The organism is Sphingobacterium bovisgrunnientis (genome assembly GCF_009829085.1).
GTDB lineage: Bacteria > Bacteroidota > Bacteroidia > Sphingobacteriales > Sphingobacteriaceae > Sphingobacterium > Sphingobacterium bovisgrunnientis.
In genome coordinates, this window is sequence record NZ_WUQY01000001.1 from 210858 (window position 1) to 233168 (window position 22311).

Below are 22311 nucleotides of genomic sequence, written 5' to 3' on the forward strand. Positions count from 1 at the left end.
CTCAATAAACTAATCAAGATATGAGTAATAAAACACAAGCTATAGAAATACTCACAGTTGCAAATAAGAAAAAACTATTATCGCCAATTGTAGGTTTTATATTGTTACTAAAAGTTGTAATCATATCCTATTTTGGTTATTTGATTACACAAGCTGTACATAACAATACAGTAGATTTTGATAGCACATTCTTTTTGTTCATTGTGGCAGGATTCTTTGCACAATTGATTGATGGAGCTTTAGGAATGGCATATGGTGTTAGTTGTACAACATTATTACTCAGTCTAGGTATACCACCTAAATTGGCATCAGCCAGTGTACATACATCAGAGATATTTACAACAGGTGTTTCAGGCTTGTCACATATCCGATTCAATAATTTGGATAAGAAATTATTTTACAAGATTGTATTTACAGGAGTTCTAGGAGCTGGATTGGGAGCATATCTCTTGTCCGATGTATTGGATGGAGGTGTCATAAAGCCCTATATTTCTGCGTATTTAATCTTTTTAGGAGGCTATTTGATTTTTAAAGCAGTACGCAAGAAAGGTGATGCTAAGCCAAAAACAAAGTATGCACCATTTCTAGCTTTATTTGGTGGATTGTTTGATGCGATTGGCGGAGGTGGTTGGGGACCCATTGTTACTTCAAACTTATTGAGTCAAGGTCACAATCCCCGTAAAACAATTGGCACTGTGAATACGGCAGAATTTTTTGTAACCTATTTTGCAACCATTGTGTTCATCTTCATTTTAGGAGTACAGCATTTGGATATTGTACTGGGCTTAGTGATAGGAGGAGTAATCGCAGCACCTATCGGAGCTTATGTAGCATCAAAAGTAAATCCCAAAGTTTTATTAATATTAGTTGGTGTCTTAGTAGTACTTACTTCTGGGTATAGTCTATTTAGTTTTTTAAAATAAAGGCTTATCAATCAATTTATAAAGCTGTATCAAATTATTTGATACAGCTTTTTTCGTATATAAAAATGTAGAATCTTAAAAGAAAAAATTTGATTCATAAAATTGACCAAGATAACTGTTAACTTAGAAAGCGAATTGAGCTTTTGTAGGTAATAATAATTTAAATTCTTGACAAAATACGACGCAATAATAGTAGGTTCTGGACCGAATGGTTTTGCCGCCGCAATTACATTGCAGCAGCAAGGTCTTTCTACGCTTATCATAGAAGGAGCGGATACCATTGGTGGGGGAATGCGGACGAAAGAATTAACCTTACCAGGATTTAAGCATGACGTTTGTTCAGCTATACATCCTATGGCAATGGCGTCGTCTTTTATGCGTTCTATTCCATTAGCAGATTATGGATTGTCTTTCGAATATGCAAAATATGAAGCTGCACATCCGTTAATTGGCGAAGAAGGTTCTGTGTTGAATCGTGATTTACACGAGACGATTAGGGAGTTGGGGGAGGACGGCGAATACTACAGAAGCTTGATAGAACCAGTCGTTAACAATTGGGAAAAACTGGCTAAAGATACGATGGGGCCATTGGGATTACCCAAATTCCCAATTAATCTTGCAACTTTTGGTTTACATGCGATACAACCTGCTTCATGGCTTGCTAAACATTTCAAAACAGAGAAGGCGAAAGCGCTATGGGCTGGAATGGCAGCGCATGGTATTCAACCACTAGATAATTTCACTACTTCCGCTATTGGGTTGGTGCTTATGGGAGTTGGGCATCGCTATGGTTGGGCGATACCGACAGGAGGTTCTCAGTCTATTGCAAATGCTTTAGAAGCGTATTATTTATCCTTGGGTGGAAAAATTCAGACTGGATTTTGGCTAAAAAATAGATTTGATCTTCCAGAACATAAAGTGTTATTGTTGGATTTGACACCGAAGCAATTGTTAAATATTGAAGGTTTAGGTTTTACACCTTTCTATGCGAAGCAGTTGCAACGATACAAACAAGGAATGGGCGTGTTCAAAATCGATTGGGCGCTTTCTGAAGAAACTCCATTTACGGATTTGCGTGCTCGTCAAGCGGCAACAGTACATATTGGTGGTACATTCAATGATATAGCATTGTCTGAAGAAGATGGACATCGAGGGAAAATAACGGATAAACCTTTCGTGCTTTTCACGCAACAAAGTCAATTTGATAAATCCCGAGCGCCAGCAGGTAAGCATACGGGCTGGGCATATTGCCACGTACCAAATGGTTCAACGGTTGATTATACCGATATTATAGAAAATCAAATAGAGCGTTTTGCGCCAGGATTTAAAGAAACTATTCTAGCAAGACATACATTTAGTCCGCAGCAAATGGAAGCGTACAATCCAAATTACATAGGTGGAGATATCAATGGCGGAATCATGGATATTTCGCAGTTGTATACACGTCCGACCATTTCTTTGAATCCACATCGCACATCCAATAAGTCAGTTTACATCTGTTCATCTGCTACACCTCCTGGAGGAGGAGTACATGGAATGTGTGGATTTCATGCAGCTCGTATTGCCTTAAAAGATCATTTCAACATAAAAGTAAATTTATAATGGTTTCGAAAAAGATTGTAATAGCTGGAGGGACGGGCAATATTGGGAAATTGTTGTCCAAAACATTTGCTGAGTCGGGATATGAAGTTATCATCTTAAGTAGACAAAGAATGAATTCAATGAACCCAAAAATCAAATATATTCTTTGGGATGGAGAAGCTATAGGATCTTGGGTTGATGAGCTCGAAGATGTAGATACTTTAATCAATCTAAGTGGGAAATCTATTCAATGTCGCTTTACAGAGGAAAATAAAAAAGAGTTATTTCATTCTCGTTTAAAACCTACTCAAATTTTGGGTGAAGCAATAGAAAAATTAAATTTACCACCTCGATTATGGATTAATTTTTCTGGCATATCTGTTTTTGAAGGAGTAGTAGGATATCATGACGAAGAGTCAAAAGATTATGGCAATACTTTCTTAGCTAAGCTAACCGAACAATGGGAACAAACCTTTGTCCAGTCTAATACACCTAAAACACATAAAGTCATTCTTAGGTTAAGCCCAGTATTATCCAAAAAGTTTGGCATGTATAAGGAGTTATATCCTTTAGCAAAATTCGGCTTAGGAGGACAAGTGGCAGATGGTGAACAATATGTTTCTTGGATACATGAATTGGATTTAATTCGAATGGTGGTGTGGATTATCGATCGCGAGTCACCATCGACACTATATCACGCATGTGTACCTGAACCAATATCAAATAAAGAATTTATGAAAAATCTACGAAGGTCAGTGGGAATGCCAATCGGAATGCCATTGCCAACACTTTTTGCAAAAATGGGCGCATATTTCAAAGGAGTGGAAAGCGATATGCTTCTACTCACAAATTCTGTATATGCTACTCAACCTTCAAAAGAAGGTTTTAACTATAATTATTCAACTACATCAGTTGCTTTTGAACATCTAACTAAAAAATAACATTACAACTAAATTATGTCTACAAAAAGAATAGCATTCACCGAAGATTGGGTAGTGGTGATTTTGGGATTGGGATTAGTTCTTTTAGCTTTATTAGGTCTTATTATTCCTAAACCAAGTTTTAGCTGGGAATCTACTTCGGAATTAACAGATAAAGTTCTTTCAATTTCTAATCTCAGTAAAATTGGAAGTCAATTTATTACCATTTATATTACGGCTATTGTAGGAGCTTTATTATTGAATAAATCCATAAAATCTTTACTTATCGTATTTCCTTCTGTTTTTATTCTGACCATTATTGCTTTAATTCTGGCTGGGAATTCCACTGTCAAAGAGTATAATTTGGAAGCCGTGATTTTTGCATTAGGTATTGGATTGCTTATCAGCAATATATTTACCTTGCCAGAATGGTTCAAAAATGCATTAAGTACGGAATTGTATGTTAAAATAGGTCTAGTTCTTTTGGGGACGACTGTAATTTTTGGTGATATATTAAAAGCAGGTTCTTTAGGATTGATACAAGCTTTGGTAGTAGTTATTTCGGTATGGTATTTTGCATTTTGGCTGTGCAAAAAGCTCAAAATAGATAAAGAAATGTCGCTGATGTTAGCCAGTGCAGTTTCAATTTGTGGTGTTTCTGCAGCTATCGCTACTTCGGGAGCGATCAAAGGTGACAGCAAAAAATTGTCCTATGTAATTTCGTTGGTGTTGATTACGGCTATACCGATGATGATTTTTATGCCGTACATGGCAGAATGGATGGGCTTATCGCAAGAAGTTACAGGAGCTTGGTTGGGCGGTTCTATCGATACAACAGGTGCCGTGGTGGCATCAGGTTCTTTGGTCGGTGAAGAAGCATTAAAGATCAGTACAATTGTGAAATTTTCCCAAAATGTATTGCTTGGAATTGCCGCTTTTGCGATTAGTATCTACTGGACTTATTCCAAATCCGTGGATGATGAAACGAAAAAGGAAAAACCAACGTTGAAAATCATCTGGGAGCGCTTCCCAAAATTCGTAATCGGTTTTGTGTTTGCTTCGTTACTTTTCTCGTTCGTTATCTCTCCAGAGACCAATGCTTTAGTCAAAGAAAGTCTAAAAAGCTTACAAAGCCTTTGGTTTGTGTTAGCTTTTACTTCTATTGGATTAGAAACCAATTTCAAAGATCTTTTTCAACACAGTAATAAAAAGCCTTTATACGCATTTTTGATTGCACAGACATTTAATATTATCGTGACATTGGTGATTGCGATGGTTTTATTTAGATAATTTTATGGAAAATCGTATCTTAAAACATCATTATAGCAAATAAAGTGCATGACCGAAAAGGAGCTTCTATTACAATATAAGACGACAGGCAGTCTCGATGTATTGGGCAAATTGTATGCTCCGTATATGTCATTGTTGTATGGTGTATGCTTCAAGTATTTGCAAGATACGGAGCAAAGCCAAGATGCGGTGATGCAGATTTTTGAAGAGTTGATTCCAAAATTACGTACACATGAGGTGGATAATTTCAAAAGCTGGTTGCACGTTTATACCAAAAATTATTGCTTGATGCAATTGCGTAAAGATAAGCGTAGACCACAAGTTGATATTGAAGAGAATCTTTGGGAAAGTGAACAAAAATTAAGTGATGTTGCCGAGGATAAGTGGGAAGAAAAGGATTTTGAAAAACTCGAAGGTTGTCTGCAAACGTTGAACGTTGAGCAAGAGCAATGTGTGCGCTTATTTTATTTGGAACAAAAATGTTATAAAGATATCGCGGAGGAAACGGGCTTGGACTTGAATAAAGTCAAAAGTGCCATTCAAAACGGAAAGCGAAATCTCAAAATTTGTATAGAGAATAAGAAAAATGGAAAATAATTACCAACTATCGCGAATTCATAATTATGTACATGGTTTGATGAGCCGTGATGAAATGCATGCGTTAGAGCGAGAAGCATTGGATGACCCATTTTTGCAAGACGCAATTGATGGTTATCGATTGCAAAATGGAGTGGATGCAAAGCAACTAAGCATATTGCAACAGCGATTAGCGACACGTGTGCAAGAGCAAGCAAACGATAAAAATAGAAGATTCTATAGCTGGCAACGCTTGGCTGTCGGAATGGCTGCAGGTGTGATGTTTATGGTGGTGTGTACGTTGTTATTAATGAAATATTTTCCGCAAAACAGGAATGCGACACTGACAGAAGTGGAGATAATGCCGGTAAAGGAATATAATGTTAAAATATATCCTTCTGAACAAAATAATGGATTTCCTATGAATGGTTGGGATGATATTGAAAAAAAGATTGCTAAGTCAATTGAAGGTTTAAATATTAGTGATGGTACCGAAATAGTTTATCTTGAATTTGATAAAGGGGGAAAGGTTATTGGAGGAGGATCGGAGCATCGTACTTATTCCTCAGATGATTTGAATGATAGTTTAATTTACAAAATTTTTGAAAATGTTAAGTGGAAAGGCGTAAGTTCAAGTTTTACACTTGAGATTAATAAGTTACGCGTAGATTAGTTTTTGGCAAAGTATTTCTTTTTGATAATTATTTTTCTGTTTTATTTTAATAAATAAACAATCGTTGTTAAACTTAAAATGTGATTAGAAAACTTTTATTATTAGCATTTGGATTATCTATATCTCTACTAACTTTTTCACAAGAACAAAAACATAGATTATCGCTTATATCTGACTTGGATGCTGAGATTGTCACTGAATCAACTAGACCCGTTACAATTGGAATTCAATATCAATATTCTCTAAGAGATAAACAAAATCTGTCTGGATATTTTGCTGTTCGCAATAATATTTCTTATGTAGGTGCAGATTATGTTTATGATTTTTCTATTATTGAAGATAAACTTGAGTTTAATCTTGGAGGAGGACTTGGTCGTTATAGATATAAAGAGGATTTAATAGGATTATCAGTAGATTATAAACTATGGTATTTAGCAGGTACGGTTGGATTTACTTATAATTTCTCTTTAAAGCCAATATCTATATTTGCAGCATATAAACCAAAAGTAGATTTCAATTTTGATCCAGCAGGACCTACTGATATGTTTTTGGGAGTAGGTTATAGATTTTAACAACAAAGTCATTTCGTTGGTTGCGAAATGACTTTGTTGTTTATATATCTTTTATTCATCCAAAGAAGAAACATACATACTTCCCACACCAAATGTAGTAGGCTTACCTGTAGCTTCAATTTCTAATACAGCATCTTGAGAAATTTCATCATGTGTAACCCAAAGTCTATTTAACGGCTTATTATTAAGCTTTATAGATTTTATATAGCGGTTTTTATCACTAAAATTTTTAACAAGAATCTGCAGCTTATTGTTGCCATTGTTAATTGTTATTTCTGGGAAGAAAGGAACATTGACATAATAAATTGGCTCACCAATTAGAGGTTGATGAATTCCAATTGCTGATAAAACAAACCATCCTGACATAGCACCCGCGTCATCATCCATCGTGCGAATAAATGCTTTCGGTTCATTCTTATAGATTCGATCGATAAATGGATCAATACCTCGACTATTGTCATTGAAGTAATATTGTATAACTGTATCTAATGCAAGCTCGTGTACTAAAGATTGATAACGCCAAGGTTTATTAGAAGCATAATACAATGTTGGTGATTGAATGTCGGGTTCATTGGCTCTATTGAAATAATGATTGTCAAAGAAATCATCCAATTGGGCTGTCAAATTAGCTTTTCCACCCATTAATTCAGTCAAACCTTGGGTATCAAAAGGGACATTCCATCGGTATTGGCGAATCGTTCCTTGGTACATTTTACGTGCGGACATACGATCGACATCATTTTTGGTCAAATCTTTAAATTCTTTGAGCCAATGCGATTTATAGGATTTTGCGCGATTAATGAACTGTTCTTTTTGTGAAGGAATCAACTTACTCATCGCCCACATATCGTATGTGGCTTCCAAGAATTTGTCTGGTTTTGTAAAATCGAAAGTTGCAGTATCTTGAATTAGTTTATCCTTAATTTCGTCAATAGGAACAGAAAAATTCTTGTTCCTTGCATCCAATAAGACTACAGCTGCATGTTCAGTTCGGACAGAGTTCGCGGGCTCGTTTGGACCAGCAAAATCATATTTACCGTATTTATAAAGATTGGTAATTGAATATACAATATCTTGAAAACGATTGGGATTTAGCAGCGCTAAAAGGGGAAGTTGTGTCTTGTAATTGTCCCAAATAGCCCAACCATGGTACCTCGGGGAAGTAGCTTTATATCTGTTTCCATCCGTTGCTTTGAACTCGTAATCGGATTCTGAAATCTGGTATGGAGACTGCATCGTGCGGTACAGCAGTGAGTAAAAAAGTTTTTTACGTTCTTCGTTATTTCCTTCAACTAGTATTGCTGATAACTCTTTTTCCCAATTATCTTCAGAAAGTCTTTTTGTATGATTAAAATCATTTGACCTATTTGCATTCAAGGTGGCTACTGCGTGTGCTTCACTAATAGCAGAAAAACTAATCTTGATTTCTTGCTTTTGTTTGTCAGCAGGAATGCGAACGTCTACTTTTTGTTGTTCTATTTGTCTAAGTGTTGCGCCTTCTATTTCAACGGCATAATAAATTGTATAAATACCGATATTGCAAGTCGTCTTTGCGCGGATTGTACCTTTGATTAACTGATTGCTAATTTGCATTTTATTATCTACGAGCGCATCGTTTAATGCGTATCCTAAATCAATAAGAAAACCTTTGTTTCCTTTAGGAAGTGTATATTGATGAATCCCATAATTATGATGAACAGCAAAATTGGCTTGAATGCCTTCTTGTAAGTTTATTTCATAAAATCCTGGTCCTGCTTTTTCAGAAATCTTGGTAAACATAGTGTTACTGAAGTTTTCACCTAAATAGGGTTTTATCATAATTAAACCGCCGCTACCTTTACATCCCGTTCCTTCCATTCTATTATGTGTGAAGCCAATGATTTTCTTGGCTAAAAATTCATAACCTGTGTGTAGCTGAGGATACGTATGTGGCAATATACTCATTTGGTGAAATGGTGAAGATGCACCTGGAGACATTTGACCATGATCACCTGAGCTACCTAAAAATACATTAACCTTTTCTACTATTTTCTGCGCATGAATTATTTCTTTTTTTATCAATAAACACAATATAAGGACTAGATAGAATGCTTTTTTCATAAATAATAATGGTTTTTATAGGTTTAAAAGTAAATATAAGCAAAGTATTTATTAAGGTTTATAACGTATTCAGTTGTTATTTAACGAAGGCTTAACGTGAATTTTATATAAATCACTTTTCAGTGCAATTCTGACGTTGTAATTCTTGTTTTCTTAACATTAAACACGTATTAAGCTAACACGGTTGGGCTAGTTTTGCGACTAAACAATTGTATCATACACTATGCAAAACAAGTCAAAAAAGCTTTTCTGGCTTTTAATGTCCTTATCCGTTTCAACTTTTTCTCTTGAAGCTGCGCCTAAAGGCATAGCTACCAATTCGTTGAATTCTGTTATACAACAACAAAAGATTTCAGGTAAAGTCTTAGATCAACAAGGTAATGTTATTGCGGGAGCAACGGTTACGAATTCTTCGACAAGAGTACAAGTTCAAACTGATGTAGATGGTCAGTTTAAATTGGAAGGAAAAGAAAATGATGTGTTGGTTATTAAGTTTGTAGGCTTTAAAGATGTTGTACATACGGTGGCGCAGACTGATAATTTCAAGATTGTACTACAAGAAGAAGGTCAGCAAATCGAGGAAGTCTTGGTGTCTATTGGTTATCAAAAAGTTCGTAAATCAGATGTTACTGGTGCCATCTCCAGTGTGAAAGCGGAAGAACTAAATTTGAGCTCACCGAAATTGGGTCAAGCGATGGTAGGAAAAATAGCAGGTGTGCAAATCTTGCAAACTTCTGGTGCACCGTATGATGGTACGAAAATACGTGTACGCGGGATGGGGTCGATCAATGCGGGTACTGATCCTTTATATGTAATAGATGGCTATCCAGCAGGAAATAATTTGAATATCAATCCCAATGATATCGAAAGTATAGATGTTTTAAAGGATGCGGCTTCTGCAGCTATTTATGGTTCTAGAGGAGCTAGTGGTGTGGTTTTAATCACTACTAAACGTGGTAAGTCAGGCAAGAGTAATGTAGAATATGAGGCTTTGGCAGGCTTTGGACAGTTGTCTAAGAAGATTGATTTATTGAATTCGGAAGAATTTATCGATTTATTAATTGATGGTAGAAACAATACGTATCGTGATCTAGTAATAAGTCGCGGTGGTTCTTGGAATGACAATATGCGCTTTGATAGTAATGCGGATCGTGTGGCACGTGTGGGTAATGCAGGATCGATCACTATTCCTGAAGAGTACTATGATTTTGCTACAGGCACAGCTAAAAAAGCACAATATGATACTGATTGGCAAGATGCTTTATACCGAAATGCACCTTTTCAACGACATAATTTATCGGCTTTTGGAGGTACAGATAAAACAAAATACTTTTTAAGTGGATCGTACCAAGATCAAAAAGGTATTATGTTGAATACGGGGCAACAAACGTTTAATTTCCGCACGAATGTAGATTCGAAAATTAGCGAACGCCTTACTGTAGGCGCGAATGTATCTTTTACATTCAATGACAATGACGAAGTGACAACGGGTCGATTCGACAGAAGTCCATCAATGTCAGCACTGATTTATTTGCCGACATTGCCTGTTTATAATGAAGATGGCACATATGCTCAGTTTGGGATGGGCCAATTATCAGCTTCGCAATATGGGATTCAAAATCCAGAAAATCCATTAGCATATGTATCTAAAATTAAAAATACACGATTAGGTAAGCGTGGTTTATACAACGCGTATGCTGATTTTAAAATTGTAGATGGTCTCTCTTTGAAGATAAATGGCGGTATTTCTACGAATGATCAGAAATACGACTATTTTAGACCAACGAGTATTTCTAATGGAAACAATAGACCTTTCTCAGATAACGCTAAAACAGCAGCATACGCTGACGCAAATACCAGAAGTGAGATTGATAAGTTGGTCGAGGCAATTTTGAATTTCAACAAAACTTTCAACGAAAAACATACTATTGGTGCTTTGGCAGGTTATTCGGCGCAGCGCACAGATACAGATTATATAGCGGTGCGTGCGAGAGGGTTTCAAAATGATGCCATAGGCCAAATTACAGATAAAGGAGCCGATCCTTCAAACTTTATTTTACAGGATGCATTTAAGCGTGTAACGACCTTGCAGTCTTATTTTTCACGCGTTAATTACAGTTTTGATTCGAAATATTTCTTGTCGGCTTCTATACGTACGGATGCTTCATCGAGATTTGGTGTGAACAATAAGTGGGGTGTTTTCCCTTCTTTATCAGCTGGATGGACGATTTCTAACGAAGAATTCTATAACAATTGGTTAGGCCAAGGTTCTACCATGAAGTTGAGAGCAAGCTGGGGACGTAGTGGTAATAATAATATTGGAGATTATGCAAATATTACCAATTTCAGTAGCCCAACGGGCGTGATCATCGGAGATCGTGTAGAGACTGCATATTATCCATTGGATTTGAAAGATGCAAACATCGGTTGGGAAAAAACATCTCAATATAATGCAGGATTGGATTTAGGTTTCCTTAATGGACGAATCAACTTGCTTACAAACCTGTATTTAAGTAGATCAACGGATTTATTATTCAATCAGCCCGTTTCAGCGGTATCTGGTGCGACGACGATCTTAACCAATTTACCAAATAGCAAAGTTCAAAACAAGGGTTTTGATGTGCAGTTAGATACACGTATAATACGCTCTTCTGATTTTGATCTAGGTTTCAGTGGAAATATCAATGTAAACAGAAATAAAGTTCTTGATTTGGGTGGAGGCTCGACAATTATTACTAATGGAGCTGAGCGTTCTTACCATACGCATATCACGCAAGAAGGAAGTCCAATCGGAATGTTTTATGGATTTAAAGTCTTAGGCGTTGCTACGGAAGAAAACTACGATAAAGTAGCTCCATCTTCAGCTTCTACAACAGCATTACAGCCTGGTGATTTATATTTCGAAGATGTTGATGGGAATGGTGTAGTGAATGATGACGACAAACGTGTCATCGGTAATCCACATCCAAATTTCACTTATGGTTTTGCTGTAGATTTAAGATACAAGAATTTTGACTTACGTACTTCATTTAATGGTTCGCAAGGCAATATGGTGTTGGATGGCTATGATTACTACTTGTATAATATGGAAGGAAGTGGCAACCAGTATGCTGACGTAGCGCAACGTTACCGTTCAGCAATTAATCCGGGTAATGGAAAAGTATATCGTGCAGCACGTGGTGGTACACAGAGTAACAGTACACGTCTGTCTACATTTTATCTGCAAGATGGATCATTCTTGAGAATGACAAACATAATGGCGGGCTATACTGTCCCGAATAATCTAGTAGAAAAATGGAAATTAGCCGGGTTACGCGTATACGCTACTGTAGACAATCCATTGACATTCTCCAAATACAAAGGGTACAATCCAGAGCCAGATTATAATCAACGCGGTAATTTAACACCAGGTGTTGACTACGGTCTTTACCCGTTGGTTAGATCGTTTAATTTCGGTGTCAAAGTTACTTTTTAATCCATCTTCAATAAAGCAGGACTTTTAATCAACTACAACAACATGAAAAAAAGATATATATTACCATTTTTAATATTAGCATTGAGCTCTTGTAAAGATGATTTTTTGAACCAATTGGATCCGAATGCGGTTTCTGTTGAAAGTTACTTTCAAACAGAAAATGATGCTTTGTTAGCGGTGAATGGTTTGTATCAGATTTTGCGATCGGGCAATACGATTGGCGAAGGAAGTGCATTGTATAGTGAAGAACGTTCAGATAATTCGGGGCGTGATGACAATCAGTCTAATTCTGGTGAGCCTTTCCAATTCAATGATTTTTCGATTTTACCAAGCAATAGCTATTTACGTACACATTGGTCATCGATGTATGATGGTATCGCACGTGCGAATACAGTGATTAGCCGAATTGACAACATGACCTTTGCAGCAGAAGACTTGAAAAAGCGTTATTTGGCCGAGTCAAAGTTTGTTCGTGCATTACTTTATTTTCATATGGTACGCAAATTTGGTGATGTGCCTTTATCGACTGAAGAAGTTACTACTAAAACACAAGCAGATCAGTTGGCTTATCGCGCCAAAGAATCCGATGTGTATGCACAAATTATTAAGGATTTAACAGATGCTTTGGATAGTAATTTACCTAATCAACAAAAGGATTATGCGGTTGGAAGAACGTCCAAAGCGGCTATTCATTCTATTCTTGGACAGGTATACTTGACCATAGGAAGTACCCTAGAAGCCGATAAAGTAGGAAATTTTAGAAAGGCAGAGGAACATTTGAGTACCGCGTATGGAATGAGAAACTTTGGTAAGTTGTCCGAAATAGCATACAGTACTGTTTTTGATGTAGAACAAAAAATGAATTGTGACGAGTTGATTTTCCAAATACAATATTTGCAAGGCGATCAAAACTACCATTCAAGTATTGCTCGTAATAACCAAGCGCGAGGTGAATCTATCAATTCTCAATTTCCATCTACAGGAGTGGGAACACGCGCAAGTAAAGACTTGGTTAACGAATACGAAGCAGGTGACATTCGTAAGGATTTTTCGGTAAAGTTTGCTACTGATTCTAGGGTAAATGATTGGTTTATTACTAAGTTTAGAGACAATAGCGAAGCGGCTGGGACAGCTGGCTGGGGTGGAAATGACTGGATTTTGATTCGTTATGCAGATGTCATGCTGATGTTGGCAGAAGCTAAAATGAATTTAGGTAAAGATGCAGAAGCTATTGTAATATTGAATGAAGTACGTGATCGCGCAGGCCTTCCGTCGTATGAGATTTCTAGAGTCAATGCTACATATGCTAACAAATATCCAACGTTAAAAGATGCTATTTTACACGAGAGACGTGTGGAATTGGCTTTTGAAAACCACCGTTGGTTTGATTTGATAAGAGTATACAATCCAGAGGAATTGGTTACTTATTTCAAGAAAAAAGAACAGGCTAATTATGGTAATGCGAAGTTGTCGAATATTACGACTAAAGATCGATACTTCCCTATCCCTTTTGATGAATACAAATTGGATCCAATAAAAATGTATCAAAATCCAGGATACCAATAGTCATTACATTCAAATCAATTATAATCTTTTAAGAGTTTGTGTTTCTACTATTTACGTAGAGGTGCAAACTTTACTTCTTTTAAAGTATATTTGAACTTCTAAATTTTTCTAAACCTAAAGTATACATTCTCTATGAAAAATTATTATTTATTTTTTACTATTCTGTTTTTTTTAAGCGGTGTAAGCTTTGCAAAGGCCCAGACTTCAACGTATAAAAAAACCCAACAAATCTTGGATAACCCAAAGTCTGCTGATCAGACTTTAGTAGCAGCACATCGTGGTGATTGGCGTAACGCTCCAGAAAACAGTATCCAAAGTCTAGAAAATGCAATAGCTATGGGCGCGCATATATATGAGTTGGATGTACAATTGTCCAAGGATTCTGTATTGTACCTCATGCATGATAAAACTATAGATAGAACGACCAATAAGAAGGGGAAAGTAAGTGATTATACTTGGGCTGAATTGCAGACTTTTCGTTTACGCAATGGTTTAGGTCGTACAACAGATCATAAAATTCCAAGCTTAGAGGAATTTATGCAAAGCAGTAAGGGACGCATATTTTTGAATTTTGACAAAGGCTTTCAGCATTTTCAATTGGTCGTTCAATTAATTCAAAAAATGAGCATGCAAGACGAAGTGTATATCAGCATCGATGGTGGTAATTCATTGCAAGATATAGAAAGAAAATTTGGTAAAATCCCTCCTGATATTAAACTAATGCCAATTATCAATATTAATAAAGAAGATTACAAAGAATATGTGGAGTCTTATTTTTCGCGTAAAAACACAATGTTTCAAGCCGTGTTTCAACAAGAAAATGAGGAGGCTTTCCAATATCTAAAGCAAGTCCGTGAAAGAGGATATTTATTGTGGTATAATTCACTGTGGGCTTCTTTGTGTGCAGGAAGAGATGATGATAGAGCTGTAGAACAAAATCAGCCAGACGAAACTTGGGGCTGGTTAATTCAAAAGGGAGCTCATGTTATACAATCGGATAGACCAATTCCACTTTTGCAGTATATCGAAAATTTAAAATAAAAATGTAAAGGGTTGGCAATTTGGCAACCCTTTACATTTTTTATTATTCTTCCCAACGGATTTTATCCTCGATTGGAGAGCGAGCAGGCTCACGTGGTTCCGCATTGTGGTGTCCTAAATAGAATAAACCAATACATTTTTGGTTTTCTTCTAATTGAAGGAATTCACCCAAATGATTGATTAATCCTGGAGTCGCCCAATATCCACCAATATTTAACGAATGCGCTGCCAACCAAATATTTTGAACCGAACAAGCAGTCGCTGCTAATTCCTCCCATTCCGGTAATTCACCTGTGTAATTCACAATAATGGCAATAGCTACATTTGATTGAGTAGCTTTTTTCGCCATATTTTGTTTCATCACTTCTGTGTATTTTTCCGCTGGCGTAATGTTTTTGTAAATACGTGCTAATTCACTTCCTAATCTTTCCAAACCATCCTTACGGAAAATCACAAAACGCCAAGGTTGTGTGCGTTTGTGTGTAGGAGCAGCATTTGCAGCTTCTAAAATCGTAAGTAGATCTTCTTTTGAAATATCTTGATCCGTAAAACTGTTTTGATTAACCGTTCTACGGTATTTAATTGCTTTTAAAACTTCGTTTGACATAATATTTTAATAATTAAATTAAGCTTTTTCTTCCCAAAGAGCGGCAATATGAAGAATAGTTTTCACCGCTTTTTCCATATCTTGTTTACTTACCCATTCCATTTTACCGTGAAAAGCATGACCTCCAGCGAATACATTCGGACACGGTAATCCCATGAATGACAGTCTTGAACCATCAGTTCCACCACGAATACTACGACGTTCGGCTGTCATTCCTGCACGTTCAATAGCTTCCAAACCAATTTCCATGATTTGTGGAAATTGATCCAATACTTCTTTCATGTTGCGGTATTGCTCCTTTGTTTCCAAGGTAAAAGTAGTACCTGGATATTGTGCCACAACAGCCCTTGCAATGCTTTCCAATTCTGCTGCGTGGCTCGCCAAATTCGCCGTATTATGATCTCTTACGATAAATTGAATTATTGCTTTTTCTACCGAACCTGATATGCCTGTTGGATGCACAAAACCTTGTTTGCCCGATGTACTTTCTGGCGAAAGTCTATCTGTCGGAAGAGATTCTACAATTTTAGAAGCGATTTTGATAGCCGATTGCATTTTTCCTTTGGCAAATCCTGGATGTACCGAAACTCCGTGAATGGTGATTGTGGCAGCATCAGCAGAAAATGTTTCGTCTTCAATAGTTCCAGCCTTTTCTCCGTCCATCGTGTAGGCAAATTGAGCACCTACTTTTTCTAAATTGACAAAATCCACACCACGACCAATCTCTTCATCTGGTGTAAATAAAATTTTGATGTCACCATGTTTGATTTCTGGATGTGCAATTAACAATTTAGCTGCTTCCATAATTTCAGCAACTCCAGCTTTGTCGTCCGCACCAAGCAATGTCGTTCCTGAAGCGGTGATAATATCATTACCGATTTGTTCTGCCAAATCTTTGTGTTCCGCAAAGCGAATCACGACTGAATTGTCATCAGGCAAAACCAAATCCTGACCTTGGTAATTGTAGTGAACAATTGGCTTGACATCTGTGCCCGAACAATCTGGTGAAGTGTCTACGTGCGAACAAAAACAAATAGCAGGAACATCTTTCGTAGTATTCGATGGAATCGTCGCATAAACATAGCCGTTTTCATCGAGTTCCACATTAGTAGCGCCGATTTCTTTCAATTCTTCGACCAAAAGTTTACTTAAATTCAACTGTTTGGCTGTAGAAGGAAATGTCACCGATTCTGCATCGGATTGGGTATCAATCTGAACATAACGTATAAAACGATCTGCAACAGAAAGATTAGATAGATTATTTATAATAGAATTATCCATTTTAACATGTTTTGCATTACAAATGTAGCAAAGAAAGAAAGTTTTAAGGTATGTTTATTGTCAAGATCAAATAAAGAAAATAGGGAAGTTTATGGCTTCCCTACCCGCTTATTTTTGTTTATCAGCCCATCCAAAAACAGATTGCAAAATACTGGAGTTTCGAGATCCACCAATATTTTGTCTGATTTTTAATTCCTCATCAGCAACTTTCAAGAATAGACCATCGATTGCTTTTTGCGTGACATAAGCATTTAAATCCGTTTGTACTTTATTCGTAGAGAATGTGTTGTACGCTGATGTTAACTGCGTCCAATACGTATTAACTTTATTTCTACCTAGTGCAGATTCTATTATAGGACTAAACTTCTGTGTTAAAGTAGCTGAAGTCGTTCTTTTAAAGAATGTAGTTGCAGCGTCTTGTTGTGAACCCAATAAAATATTAAAAGCATCCGTCACAGTCATTTGCGAAAGCGAATTCACAAATACAGGTGCAGCTTCTTTTACTGCTGATTCAGCAGCTCTATTCAAACTAAGTACAAAATTATCAACTAATTTACCCATTCCTGCAGAACGCAAAACTTGCTCGATTTTTTGTGCTTCTTGTGGCATCATCACTTTTACCAACACATCACCATAAAAGCCATTGCTAGCAGATAAAGTTTTGATACTATTTTGCAGACCATTATTCAATGCTTGTTTGATACCTGTTGCAGCCTCCGTTTGCGTTATCGTTCCACTATTGGAGTTTGGATTCGAAGTCGTTGAGCCCGGATTCGTTTGCGGTAATGTACTAGCGATTTGACTCATTGTCTCGCAGCCTGTGAATAACGGCAACGAAGCAATGCCTAATGCCAAATATTTAATTGTTTTCATATCTATACTATTGAAACGCAAAAATACAAAATCTTATTTCCAGTCCATATGTACGGCTACAGGAAAATGGTCCGAAGGATATTTTCCGAAGTAGGTATCTGTCAAAATACCATACTTCGAGACCGAAAATGGTTTGGAAACGAAGATATGATCAATACGACCTTTTGCTTTGATGCTTTTCCCCCAACCGTTGAATGTTGAATTTGGTTCGTAGACAATACTTGCCAGCTCATAAGTATCTTGAATGCTTAGTGAGTTAGCTAATGTAAAATAGGCTTCATCGTTTTCATCTACATTTAAATCGCCCATCACGATTAATGGGAGATTCGATGCTAAAACTTTTGCTTTTTGAAGCATCAATTTCGCACTTTCTTTTCTTGCAATTTTTCCGACATGGTCAAAATGTGTGTTCATCAGAATAAATTGCTTACCATTCTTTAGATCTTCAAAAACTCCCCAAGTGCAAATACGCGGTAATGCGGCATCCCAACCTTTGTTAGGATTTTCGGTATCTGTAGTAGAAAGCCAAAATGTTCCACTTTTGATTACTTTGAAGCGATCTTTTTTATAGAAAATAGCCGAATATTCCCCTTTTTCTTTACCATCATCACGTCCTACACCAACGTAAGCATATTTTGGTAAAAGCTTTTGCATATCATCCATTTGATCTTTAAAGGCTTCTTGAACACCAAAAACATCAAACTCATGATACTTTATAAGGTTACAGACTTTGTCTTTACGGTCTATCCACAGATTTCCCGTGTCTACCTGATTGCGTTGGCGAATATTATAAGTTGCCACATGCATGGACTGTGCAAATGCTTGATAGGAGCACCACAGCAATAGCACCAAACTAAGCGTCTTTTTCATATTATTTCTTTAATACTTGTTTCAATAATTCAGGCTCGTCCGTCGTGATATAATCTACTTTTTGATCAATGAAGTATTGCATATCCTCTTGATTGTTCACCGTCCAAACATTGATTTTCATTTTTCGTTCTTTAGCTTGTTGAATATATGTTGGATTATTCTTGAATACATTGTAATTGAAATCCATTTCAGAAAAACCGTCGTTGTAGAGATCTATAGGACTTTTATTGCTACCCAAATATTGCACGCGTACTTTTTTATCCAATTTCTTCAAGTGTAAACATGCATCATAACTAAATGAGATGAAAATCGTTTTTTTCAAACCTTTCATTTTTTTCACCAAATTGTACGCTAATTCAGCAGCTTGAACAGAGCGTTCTACCCCCAATGCGCTCGGTTTAATTTCAAAAACCATTTTAGTACGTTTTTGTTTCAAGCCTTCGCGTAAGTATTCTTCTGCCGTAGGCAATTTCTCACCATTAGCTAGTTTTTTCTGACTTAATGTCGCGTAATCGTTAGTGGCTATATCCGTTCCTTGGTAATCATTATCGTGATTGACAACCAAGACATCGTCTTTGGCCAATACAACATCAAATTCAGTTCCCCAGACTTTTTGTTCAATGGCATGTTTTAACGCCGCAATTGAATTTTGAGGCACTTTTGTGTTTTTCCAAACACCGCGATGAGCAACAATTTTGGTGGATTGTGCAAATGTTGTAATGGCAAATGTGGATAGTAATAAGATAAGTAATGAAATGTTTTTCATAATCGTAAGTGCTGATTTATTTAGTAAAGTATATGATATTAGAAACTTTTCGCTCGCCTGCATGATCGAATTTGTTATTGTCTGCAGGATAGTTCACAATGCCATTATGCGGCTGATCGCGAATATACATTGACGTACTCCCACCACCATCAAGATTCATTGCATTTTCGCAACCATACCACTTTAGGATATTGGTCAACTCATGCAAGTTCATGCCTTGCGATTCATTTCTACGACCATCCACAGTAATGAGGATTAATTTATTTCCTTTTAATCCAATGGCAGTTCGCGGATGTCTATTGTCATTAAATGCATTTTTGGAAAGTTGTACTCTTGCATCTTGAGCTAAAAGCATTGGTCCAGCAAGCATAATATTTGGGTAGTAGCCAATCGATGAAGAGTCGGAAGTAATACGCGTTGATTTTTTGTCGAACGCGAAATAAGCATTGGCACGCACACTTTTAGAAAGTGTCTGGTTCACAACGAAATTTTCAACTTTGATAAAATCAACTGCTCCACCATTTTTCATATCAAAGAATCCACCATTAATCGCCACTATCGCATTTGCTTCTTGCGCTAGTTTGGATGTCAATTCACGACTTTTTGGAAGGGCTTTGAGTCCAAATTTTTTTTGATTCTTCTTAAGATCAATTTCAAGGATGTTTATGATCTGATTGCTATTGAATATGGTTGACGTAGAAGCGCTTTTCCACAGAATTCCTTTAACAATTTTTTTAGTTTGCCAAAGTTGTTGTACAAATGCGAGCGAATCTTTCTCGCTACTTGTTTGACTAAAACTTAGTAAGGGAAATAAGATTATAAATAAAAAGGCAGTAATGTTTTTCATAATTACTGCCTAATTTAAATATCTTATATTAATTTAAAGTACGATTATCTTTTTCCTTCCCATTCTGCATAAAATTGTTGCAAAAATCCTTCCATATATTGATGTCTTTGTTCCGCTATTGCTTTCGCCGTAGGTGTATTCATTTTATCTTTGAGCAACAATAATTTCTCATAGAAGTGATTAATCGTAGGAGCTGTAGTATTTTTGTATTCCTCTTTACTCAAGTTCGTTTTCGGTTTTATGTTTGGATCATACATCTCTCTATTTTTGTATCCACCATAACTAAAAGCTCTGGCAATTCCTATAGCGCCAATTGCGTCTAATCGATCCGCATCTTGTGCTATTTCCAATTCTTTGGAATGAAATGCTACTTCTCCCAACGAAGCCTTGAAAGACATATTCAGAATGATATTCTGTACATGCTCTATAATTTTTTGATCTACACCTATTGAAGCTAAAAATTCGCCAGCCACACGTGGACCAATGGTTTCGTCACCATCATGAAATTTACTGTCAGCGATATCGTGCAAGAGTGCAGTCAATTCGCAGACAAGATGGTCGGCTTCTTCTGTTTCTAGTATCAATTTCGTATTGTTCCAAACACGCTGTATATGCCACCAATCATGTCCTGATTCAGCAAATTTCAGCCTATCTTGTACAAATGCTACGGTTAGATCAATTGTTTGTTGCATGTGATTTTTCTTTTGTTCCGTCGTAAAGTTCGTATTGTAATAATCTGCAGTCTAATTTACCATTAAAAAATTCAAATCTCCTAGAAGCTTTTAAACCAATTTTCTTTGCAAGGTCTGGATTGCCTGTAAATACGTAGCCACGGTAATTTTTGCATTCTTGTTTCATAAAATCACCGACACGTTTGTACGTAAGTTCTAGTTTGCTGTGCGTTCCTAAACGTTCACCATATTCAGGGTTGAACATGATAACCCCTGGTTCTTCGGGAACTGTTGTCTCGGCAAAATCACATACTTCAAATTGAATTAAATGCTCTACACCAGCAGTTTGCGCATTCATCTTTGCAATCTCTACGGCCTGCTCCGAAAGGTCAGAAGCTATGATTTGAGGAATATTGTGTTTATTCGCCTTATCTTTTATCAATCTTCTTTCTTCAAAAAAGACTTCCTCATTGTAACCAATGATATGCATGAATGCATAATTCATACGTTGCAATCCCGGCATTCTGTTTTGTGCAATTAATGCTGCCTCTATTGCTAATGTACCCGAACCACACATTGGATTGATAAATGGTGATTTGCCATCCCATTTTGTCGCCATAATAGTCGAAGTCGCTAATGCTTCCAACATTGGGGCTTTTCCTGGATGTTTGCGGTAGCCATGTTTAGCTAATGTTTCACCCGAAGTGTCCAAGAAAATCTCCGCGCGATCTTCCATCCAGTGCAAATGAATCACCGTTTTGTGCGCGTCTGGACCTGTATCTGGACGGACACCTTTTTTATCTTTTATTCTGTCTACAATCGCATCTTTCACCTTTACATTGGCAAATAATGGGGTAGTGATTGTATCGTTGTGTACATTAGATGTCACCGTGAAATAACCATCAAAAGGGATAAGTTCTTCCCATTCGATTTTCACTAATGCATCGTATAATTCTTTTGGATCGTTCGCACGGAATGCACTGATTTCATATAGTACCTGACTTGCGGTACGCAGATTAAGATTCAAACGGATACAGTCATTAATAGAAGCATGAAGTTCCACTCCTGTATTGAATGCTCTTTTTATTTCGAATCCTAACTCTTTAATTTCTTCTTGAAGGAATGGTGATAATCTCTTGTTACAAGTTATAATCACTTTGCTTGCTGTGTTGAAAACTTCTTTCATATTTGTGCAAAGTTAATTAATCTTGAACGCAAAAATTGTGTAATTTTACGGTTTAATACAATTAATGATATGGAAATCAGAGGAAAAGTTCACGAAGTAGGTGCTGTACAACAGGTTACTGAGTCTTTTAAAAAGAGAGATATGATTGTTGCATACGCTGAAAACCCACAATTTGTGGAATATATTCGTTTTGAAGCGACGCAAGATAGAGTTAATATATTTGATAATTTAGCTGTTGGCGAAGAGGTTGAAGTTTCTTTCAATTTACGTGGTCGTCCATGGACAAATGCGCAAGGTGTTACAACTTATTTCAATTCTTTGGTAGCTTGGAGAGTGACAAAATTAGCTAATACAGCTGCTGCTTCTGCGCCTTCATATAATGATATGCCAGCTCCAGTAGATATTTCTTCATCAGGTGCTGATGACGATGATTTACCATTCTAGTAAATAAAAACCGTATACCACATACTTTTAAAAGCTGTCTCGTTCGAGA

The 22311-nt window shown here is 36.6% G+C and carries 20 protein-coding genes; 11 read left to right on the top strand and 9 right to left on the bottom strand.

What is annotated here, in order from left to right:
* Positions 1-20 precede the first annotated feature (20 nt).
* From GOQ16_RS00750 to GOQ16_RS00780, 7 genes are all read left to right on the top strand, one after another.
* Positions 21-923 carry a sulfite exporter TauE/SafE family protein gene (locus tag GOQ16_RS00750; RefSeq protein WP_160066940.1) on the top strand — a complete coding sequence of 301 codons (903 nt, stop codon included), beginning with the start codon at positions 21-23 and terminating at the stop codon, positions 921-923.
* A 168-nt stretch (positions 924-1091) separates the two neighbouring features.
* Positions 1092-2525 carry a phytoene desaturase family protein gene (locus GOQ16_RS00755; protein ID WP_160066942.1) on the top strand — a complete coding sequence of 478 codons (1434 nt, stop codon included), beginning with the start codon at positions 1092-1094 and terminating at the stop codon, positions 2523-2525.
* Complete coding sequence (locus tag GOQ16_RS00760) at positions 2525-3445, top strand: TIGR01777 family oxidoreductase (protein ID WP_149913922.1); 921 nt, start codon at positions 2525-2527, stop codon at positions 3443-3445. Before GOQ16_RS00755 ends, GOQ16_RS00760 begins: the two co-directional genes overlap by 1 nt.
* Positions 3446-3460: 15 nt before the next feature.
* Complete coding sequence (locus tag GOQ16_RS00765) at positions 3461-4714, top strand: YeiH family protein (protein ID WP_149913923.1); 1254 nt, start codon at positions 3461-3463, stop codon at positions 4712-4714.
* 48 nt (positions 4715-4762) lie between these two features.
* Positions 4763-5311 carry an RNA polymerase sigma factor gene (locus tag GOQ16_RS00770; protein WP_160066944.1) on the top strand — a complete coding sequence of 183 codons (549 nt, stop codon included), beginning with the start codon at positions 4763-4765 and terminating at the stop codon, positions 5309-5311.
* Positions 5301-5963 carry a hypothetical protein gene (locus GOQ16_RS00775; protein WP_149913925.1) on the top strand — a complete coding sequence of 221 codons (663 nt, stop codon included), beginning with the start codon at positions 5301-5303 and terminating at the stop codon, positions 5961-5963. The genes GOQ16_RS00770 and GOQ16_RS00775 overlap by 11 nt, the downstream gene beginning before the upstream one ends.
* An 80-nt stretch (positions 5964-6043) precedes the next feature.
* Entirely contained in the window at positions 6044-6535 is a 492-nt protein-coding gene (locus GOQ16_RS00780) for a hypothetical protein (RefSeq protein WP_149913926.1), read from the top strand.
* Between the two features lie 51 nt (positions 6536-6586).
* Here GOQ16_RS00780 and GOQ16_RS00785 read toward each other — a convergent pair whose 3' ends face one another.
* On the bottom strand, positions 6587-8635 hold the full coding sequence (locus GOQ16_RS00785; RefSeq protein WP_160066946.1) for a glycoside hydrolase domain-containing protein: 2049 nt from the start codon (positions 8633-8635) through the stop codon (positions 6587-6589).
* A 223-nt stretch (positions 8636-8858) separates the two neighbouring features.
* Here GOQ16_RS00785 and GOQ16_RS00790 point away from each other — a divergent pair, with 223 nt between their 5' ends.
* The 3 genes from GOQ16_RS00790 (at position 8859) to GOQ16_RS00800 (ending at position 14717) form a co-directional block, all read left to right on the top strand.
* Positions 8859-12110, top strand: coding sequence for a SusC/RagA family TonB-linked outer membrane protein (locus tag GOQ16_RS00790; RefSeq protein ID WP_160066948.1), 3252 nt, complete (start codon positions 8859-8861; stop codon positions 12108-12110).
* A 42-nt stretch (positions 12111-12152) separates the two neighbouring features.
* Complete coding sequence (locus GOQ16_RS00795; RefSeq protein ID WP_160066950.1) at positions 12153-13676, top strand: RagB/SusD family nutrient uptake outer membrane protein; 1524 nt, start codon at positions 12153-12155, stop codon at positions 13674-13676.
* A 231-nt stretch (positions 13677-13907) separates the two neighbouring features.
* Positions 13908-14717: a glycerophosphodiester phosphodiesterase family protein gene (locus GOQ16_RS00800; RefSeq protein WP_160066952.1), complete on the top strand. Its 810-nt coding sequence runs from the start codon at positions 13908-13910 to the stop codon at positions 14715-14717.
* 43 nt (positions 14718-14760) lie between these two features.
* On the opposite strand, the gene GOQ16_RS00805 is transcribed toward GOQ16_RS00800, so the two are convergent.
* The 8 genes from GOQ16_RS00805 to GOQ16_RS00840 form a co-directional block, all read right to left on the bottom strand.
* Positions 14761-15324, bottom strand: coding sequence for a nitroreductase family protein (locus tag GOQ16_RS00805; protein ID WP_160066954.1), 564 nt, complete (start codon positions 15322-15324; stop codon positions 14761-14763).
* Positions 15325-15342: 18 nt separating this feature from the next.
* Positions 15343-16605 (bottom strand): peptidase T, encoded by a 1263-nt coding sequence (gene pepT, locus GOQ16_RS00810; protein WP_149913932.1) that lies wholly within the window; start codon positions 16603-16605, stop codon positions 15343-15345.
* 108 nt (positions 16606-16713) lie between these two features.
* Positions 16714-17478 carry a DUF4197 domain-containing protein gene (locus tag GOQ16_RS00815; RefSeq protein ID WP_160066956.1) on the bottom strand — a complete coding sequence of 255 codons (765 nt, stop codon included), beginning with the start codon at positions 17476-17478 and terminating at the stop codon, positions 16714-16716.
* 33 nt (positions 17479-17511) lie between these two features.
* Positions 17512-18348, bottom strand: a complete 837-nt coding sequence (locus tag GOQ16_RS00820; protein WP_149913934.1) for an endonuclease/exonuclease/phosphatase family protein — start codon at positions 18346-18348, stop codon at positions 17512-17514.
* 1 nt (position 18349) lies between these two features.
* A complete protein-coding gene (locus tag GOQ16_RS00825; protein ID WP_160066958.1) occupies positions 18350-19114 on the bottom strand; it encodes a glycerophosphodiester phosphodiesterase family protein in 765 nt (254 codons plus the stop codon).
* 16 nt (positions 19115-19130) lie between these two features.
* Complete coding sequence (locus GOQ16_RS00830; protein WP_160066960.1) at positions 19131-19961, bottom strand: phosphodiester glycosidase family protein; 831 nt, start codon at positions 19959-19961, stop codon at positions 19131-19133.
* A 44-nt stretch (positions 19962-20005) separates the two neighbouring features.
* Positions 20006-20653, bottom strand: coding sequence for an HD domain-containing protein (locus GOQ16_RS00835; RefSeq protein WP_160066962.1), 648 nt, complete (start codon positions 20651-20653; stop codon positions 20006-20008).
* The gene (locus tag GOQ16_RS00840; RefSeq protein ID WP_160066964.1) at positions 20637-21818 is read right to left on the bottom strand and encodes a THUMP domain-containing class I SAM-dependent RNA methyltransferase; all 1182 of its coding nucleotides are present in this window, start codon (positions 21816-21818) and stop codon (positions 20637-20639) included. The genes GOQ16_RS00835 and GOQ16_RS00840 overlap by 17 nt, the downstream gene beginning before the upstream one ends.
* 69 nt (positions 21819-21887) lie before the next feature.
* On the opposite strand from GOQ16_RS00840, the gene GOQ16_RS00845 reads away from it, so the two are divergent.
* Entirely contained in the window at positions 21888-22262 is a 375-nt protein-coding gene (locus GOQ16_RS00845; protein WP_160066966.1) for a DUF3127 domain-containing protein, read from the top strand.
* The last annotated feature ends 49 nt before the right edge of the window (positions 22263-22311 follow it).

Bases quoted from the DNA above. Each gene is read 5' to 3' on its own strand.
- GOQ16_RS00750 (WP_160066940.1), top strand. From the start codon at position 21: ATGAGTAATAAAACACAAGCTATAGAAATACTCACAGTTGCAAATAAG.
- GOQ16_RS00760 (WP_149913922.1), top strand. From the start codon at position 2,525: ATGGTTTCGAAAAAGATTGTAATAGCTGGAGGGACGGGCAATATTGGG.
- GOQ16_RS00765 (WP_149913923.1), top strand. From the start codon at position 3,461: ATGTCTACAAAAAGAATAGCATTCACCGAAGATTGGGTAGTGGTGATT.
- GOQ16_RS00770 (WP_160066944.1), top strand. From the start codon at position 4,763: ATGACCGAAAAGGAGCTTCTATTACAATATAAGACGACAGGCAGTCTC.
- GOQ16_RS00775 (WP_149913925.1), top strand. From the start codon at position 5,301: ATGGAAAATAATTACCAACTATCGCGAATTCATAATTATGTACATGGT.
- GOQ16_RS00785 (WP_160066946.1), bottom strand. From the start codon at position 8,635: ATGAAAAAAGCATTCTATCTAGTCCTTATATTGTGTTTATTGATAAAA.
- GOQ16_RS00790 (WP_160066948.1), top strand. From the start codon at position 8,859: ATGCAAAACAAGTCAAAAAAGCTTTTCTGGCTTTTAATGTCCTTATCC.
- GOQ16_RS00795 (WP_160066950.1), top strand. From the start codon at position 12,153: ATGAAAAAAAGATATATATTACCATTTTTAATATTAGCATTGAGCTCT.
- GOQ16_RS00805 (WP_160066954.1), bottom strand. From the start codon at position 15,324: ATGTCAAACGAAGTTTTAAAAGCAATTAAATACCGTAGAACGGTTAAT.
- pepT (WP_149913932.1), bottom strand. From the start codon at position 16,605: ATGGATAATTCTATTATAAATAATCTATCTAATCTTTCTGTTGCAGAT.
- GOQ16_RS00815 (WP_160066956.1), bottom strand. From the start codon at position 17,478: ATGAAAACAATTAAATATTTGGCATTAGGCATTGCTTCGTTGCCGTTA.
- GOQ16_RS00820 (WP_149913934.1), bottom strand. From the start codon at position 18,348: ATGAAAAAGACGCTTAGTTTGGTGCTATTGCTGTGGTGCTCCTATCAA.
- GOQ16_RS00825 (WP_160066958.1), bottom strand. From the start codon at position 19,114: ATGAAAAACATTTCATTACTTATCTTATTACTATCCACATTTGCCATT.
- GOQ16_RS00830 (WP_160066960.1), bottom strand. From the start codon at position 19,961: ATGAAAAACATTACTGCCTTTTTATTTATAATCTTATTTCCCTTACTA.
- GOQ16_RS00835 (WP_160066962.1), bottom strand. From the start codon at position 20,653: ATGCAACAAACAATTGATCTAACCGTAGCATTTGTACAAGATAGGCTG.
- GOQ16_RS00840 (WP_160066964.1), bottom strand. From the start codon at position 21,818: ATGAAAGAAGTTTTCAACACAGCAAGCAAAGTGATTATAACTTGTAAC.
- GOQ16_RS00845 (WP_160066966.1), top strand. From the start codon at position 21,888: ATGGAAATCAGAGGAAAAGTTCACGAAGTAGGTGCTGTACAACAGGTT.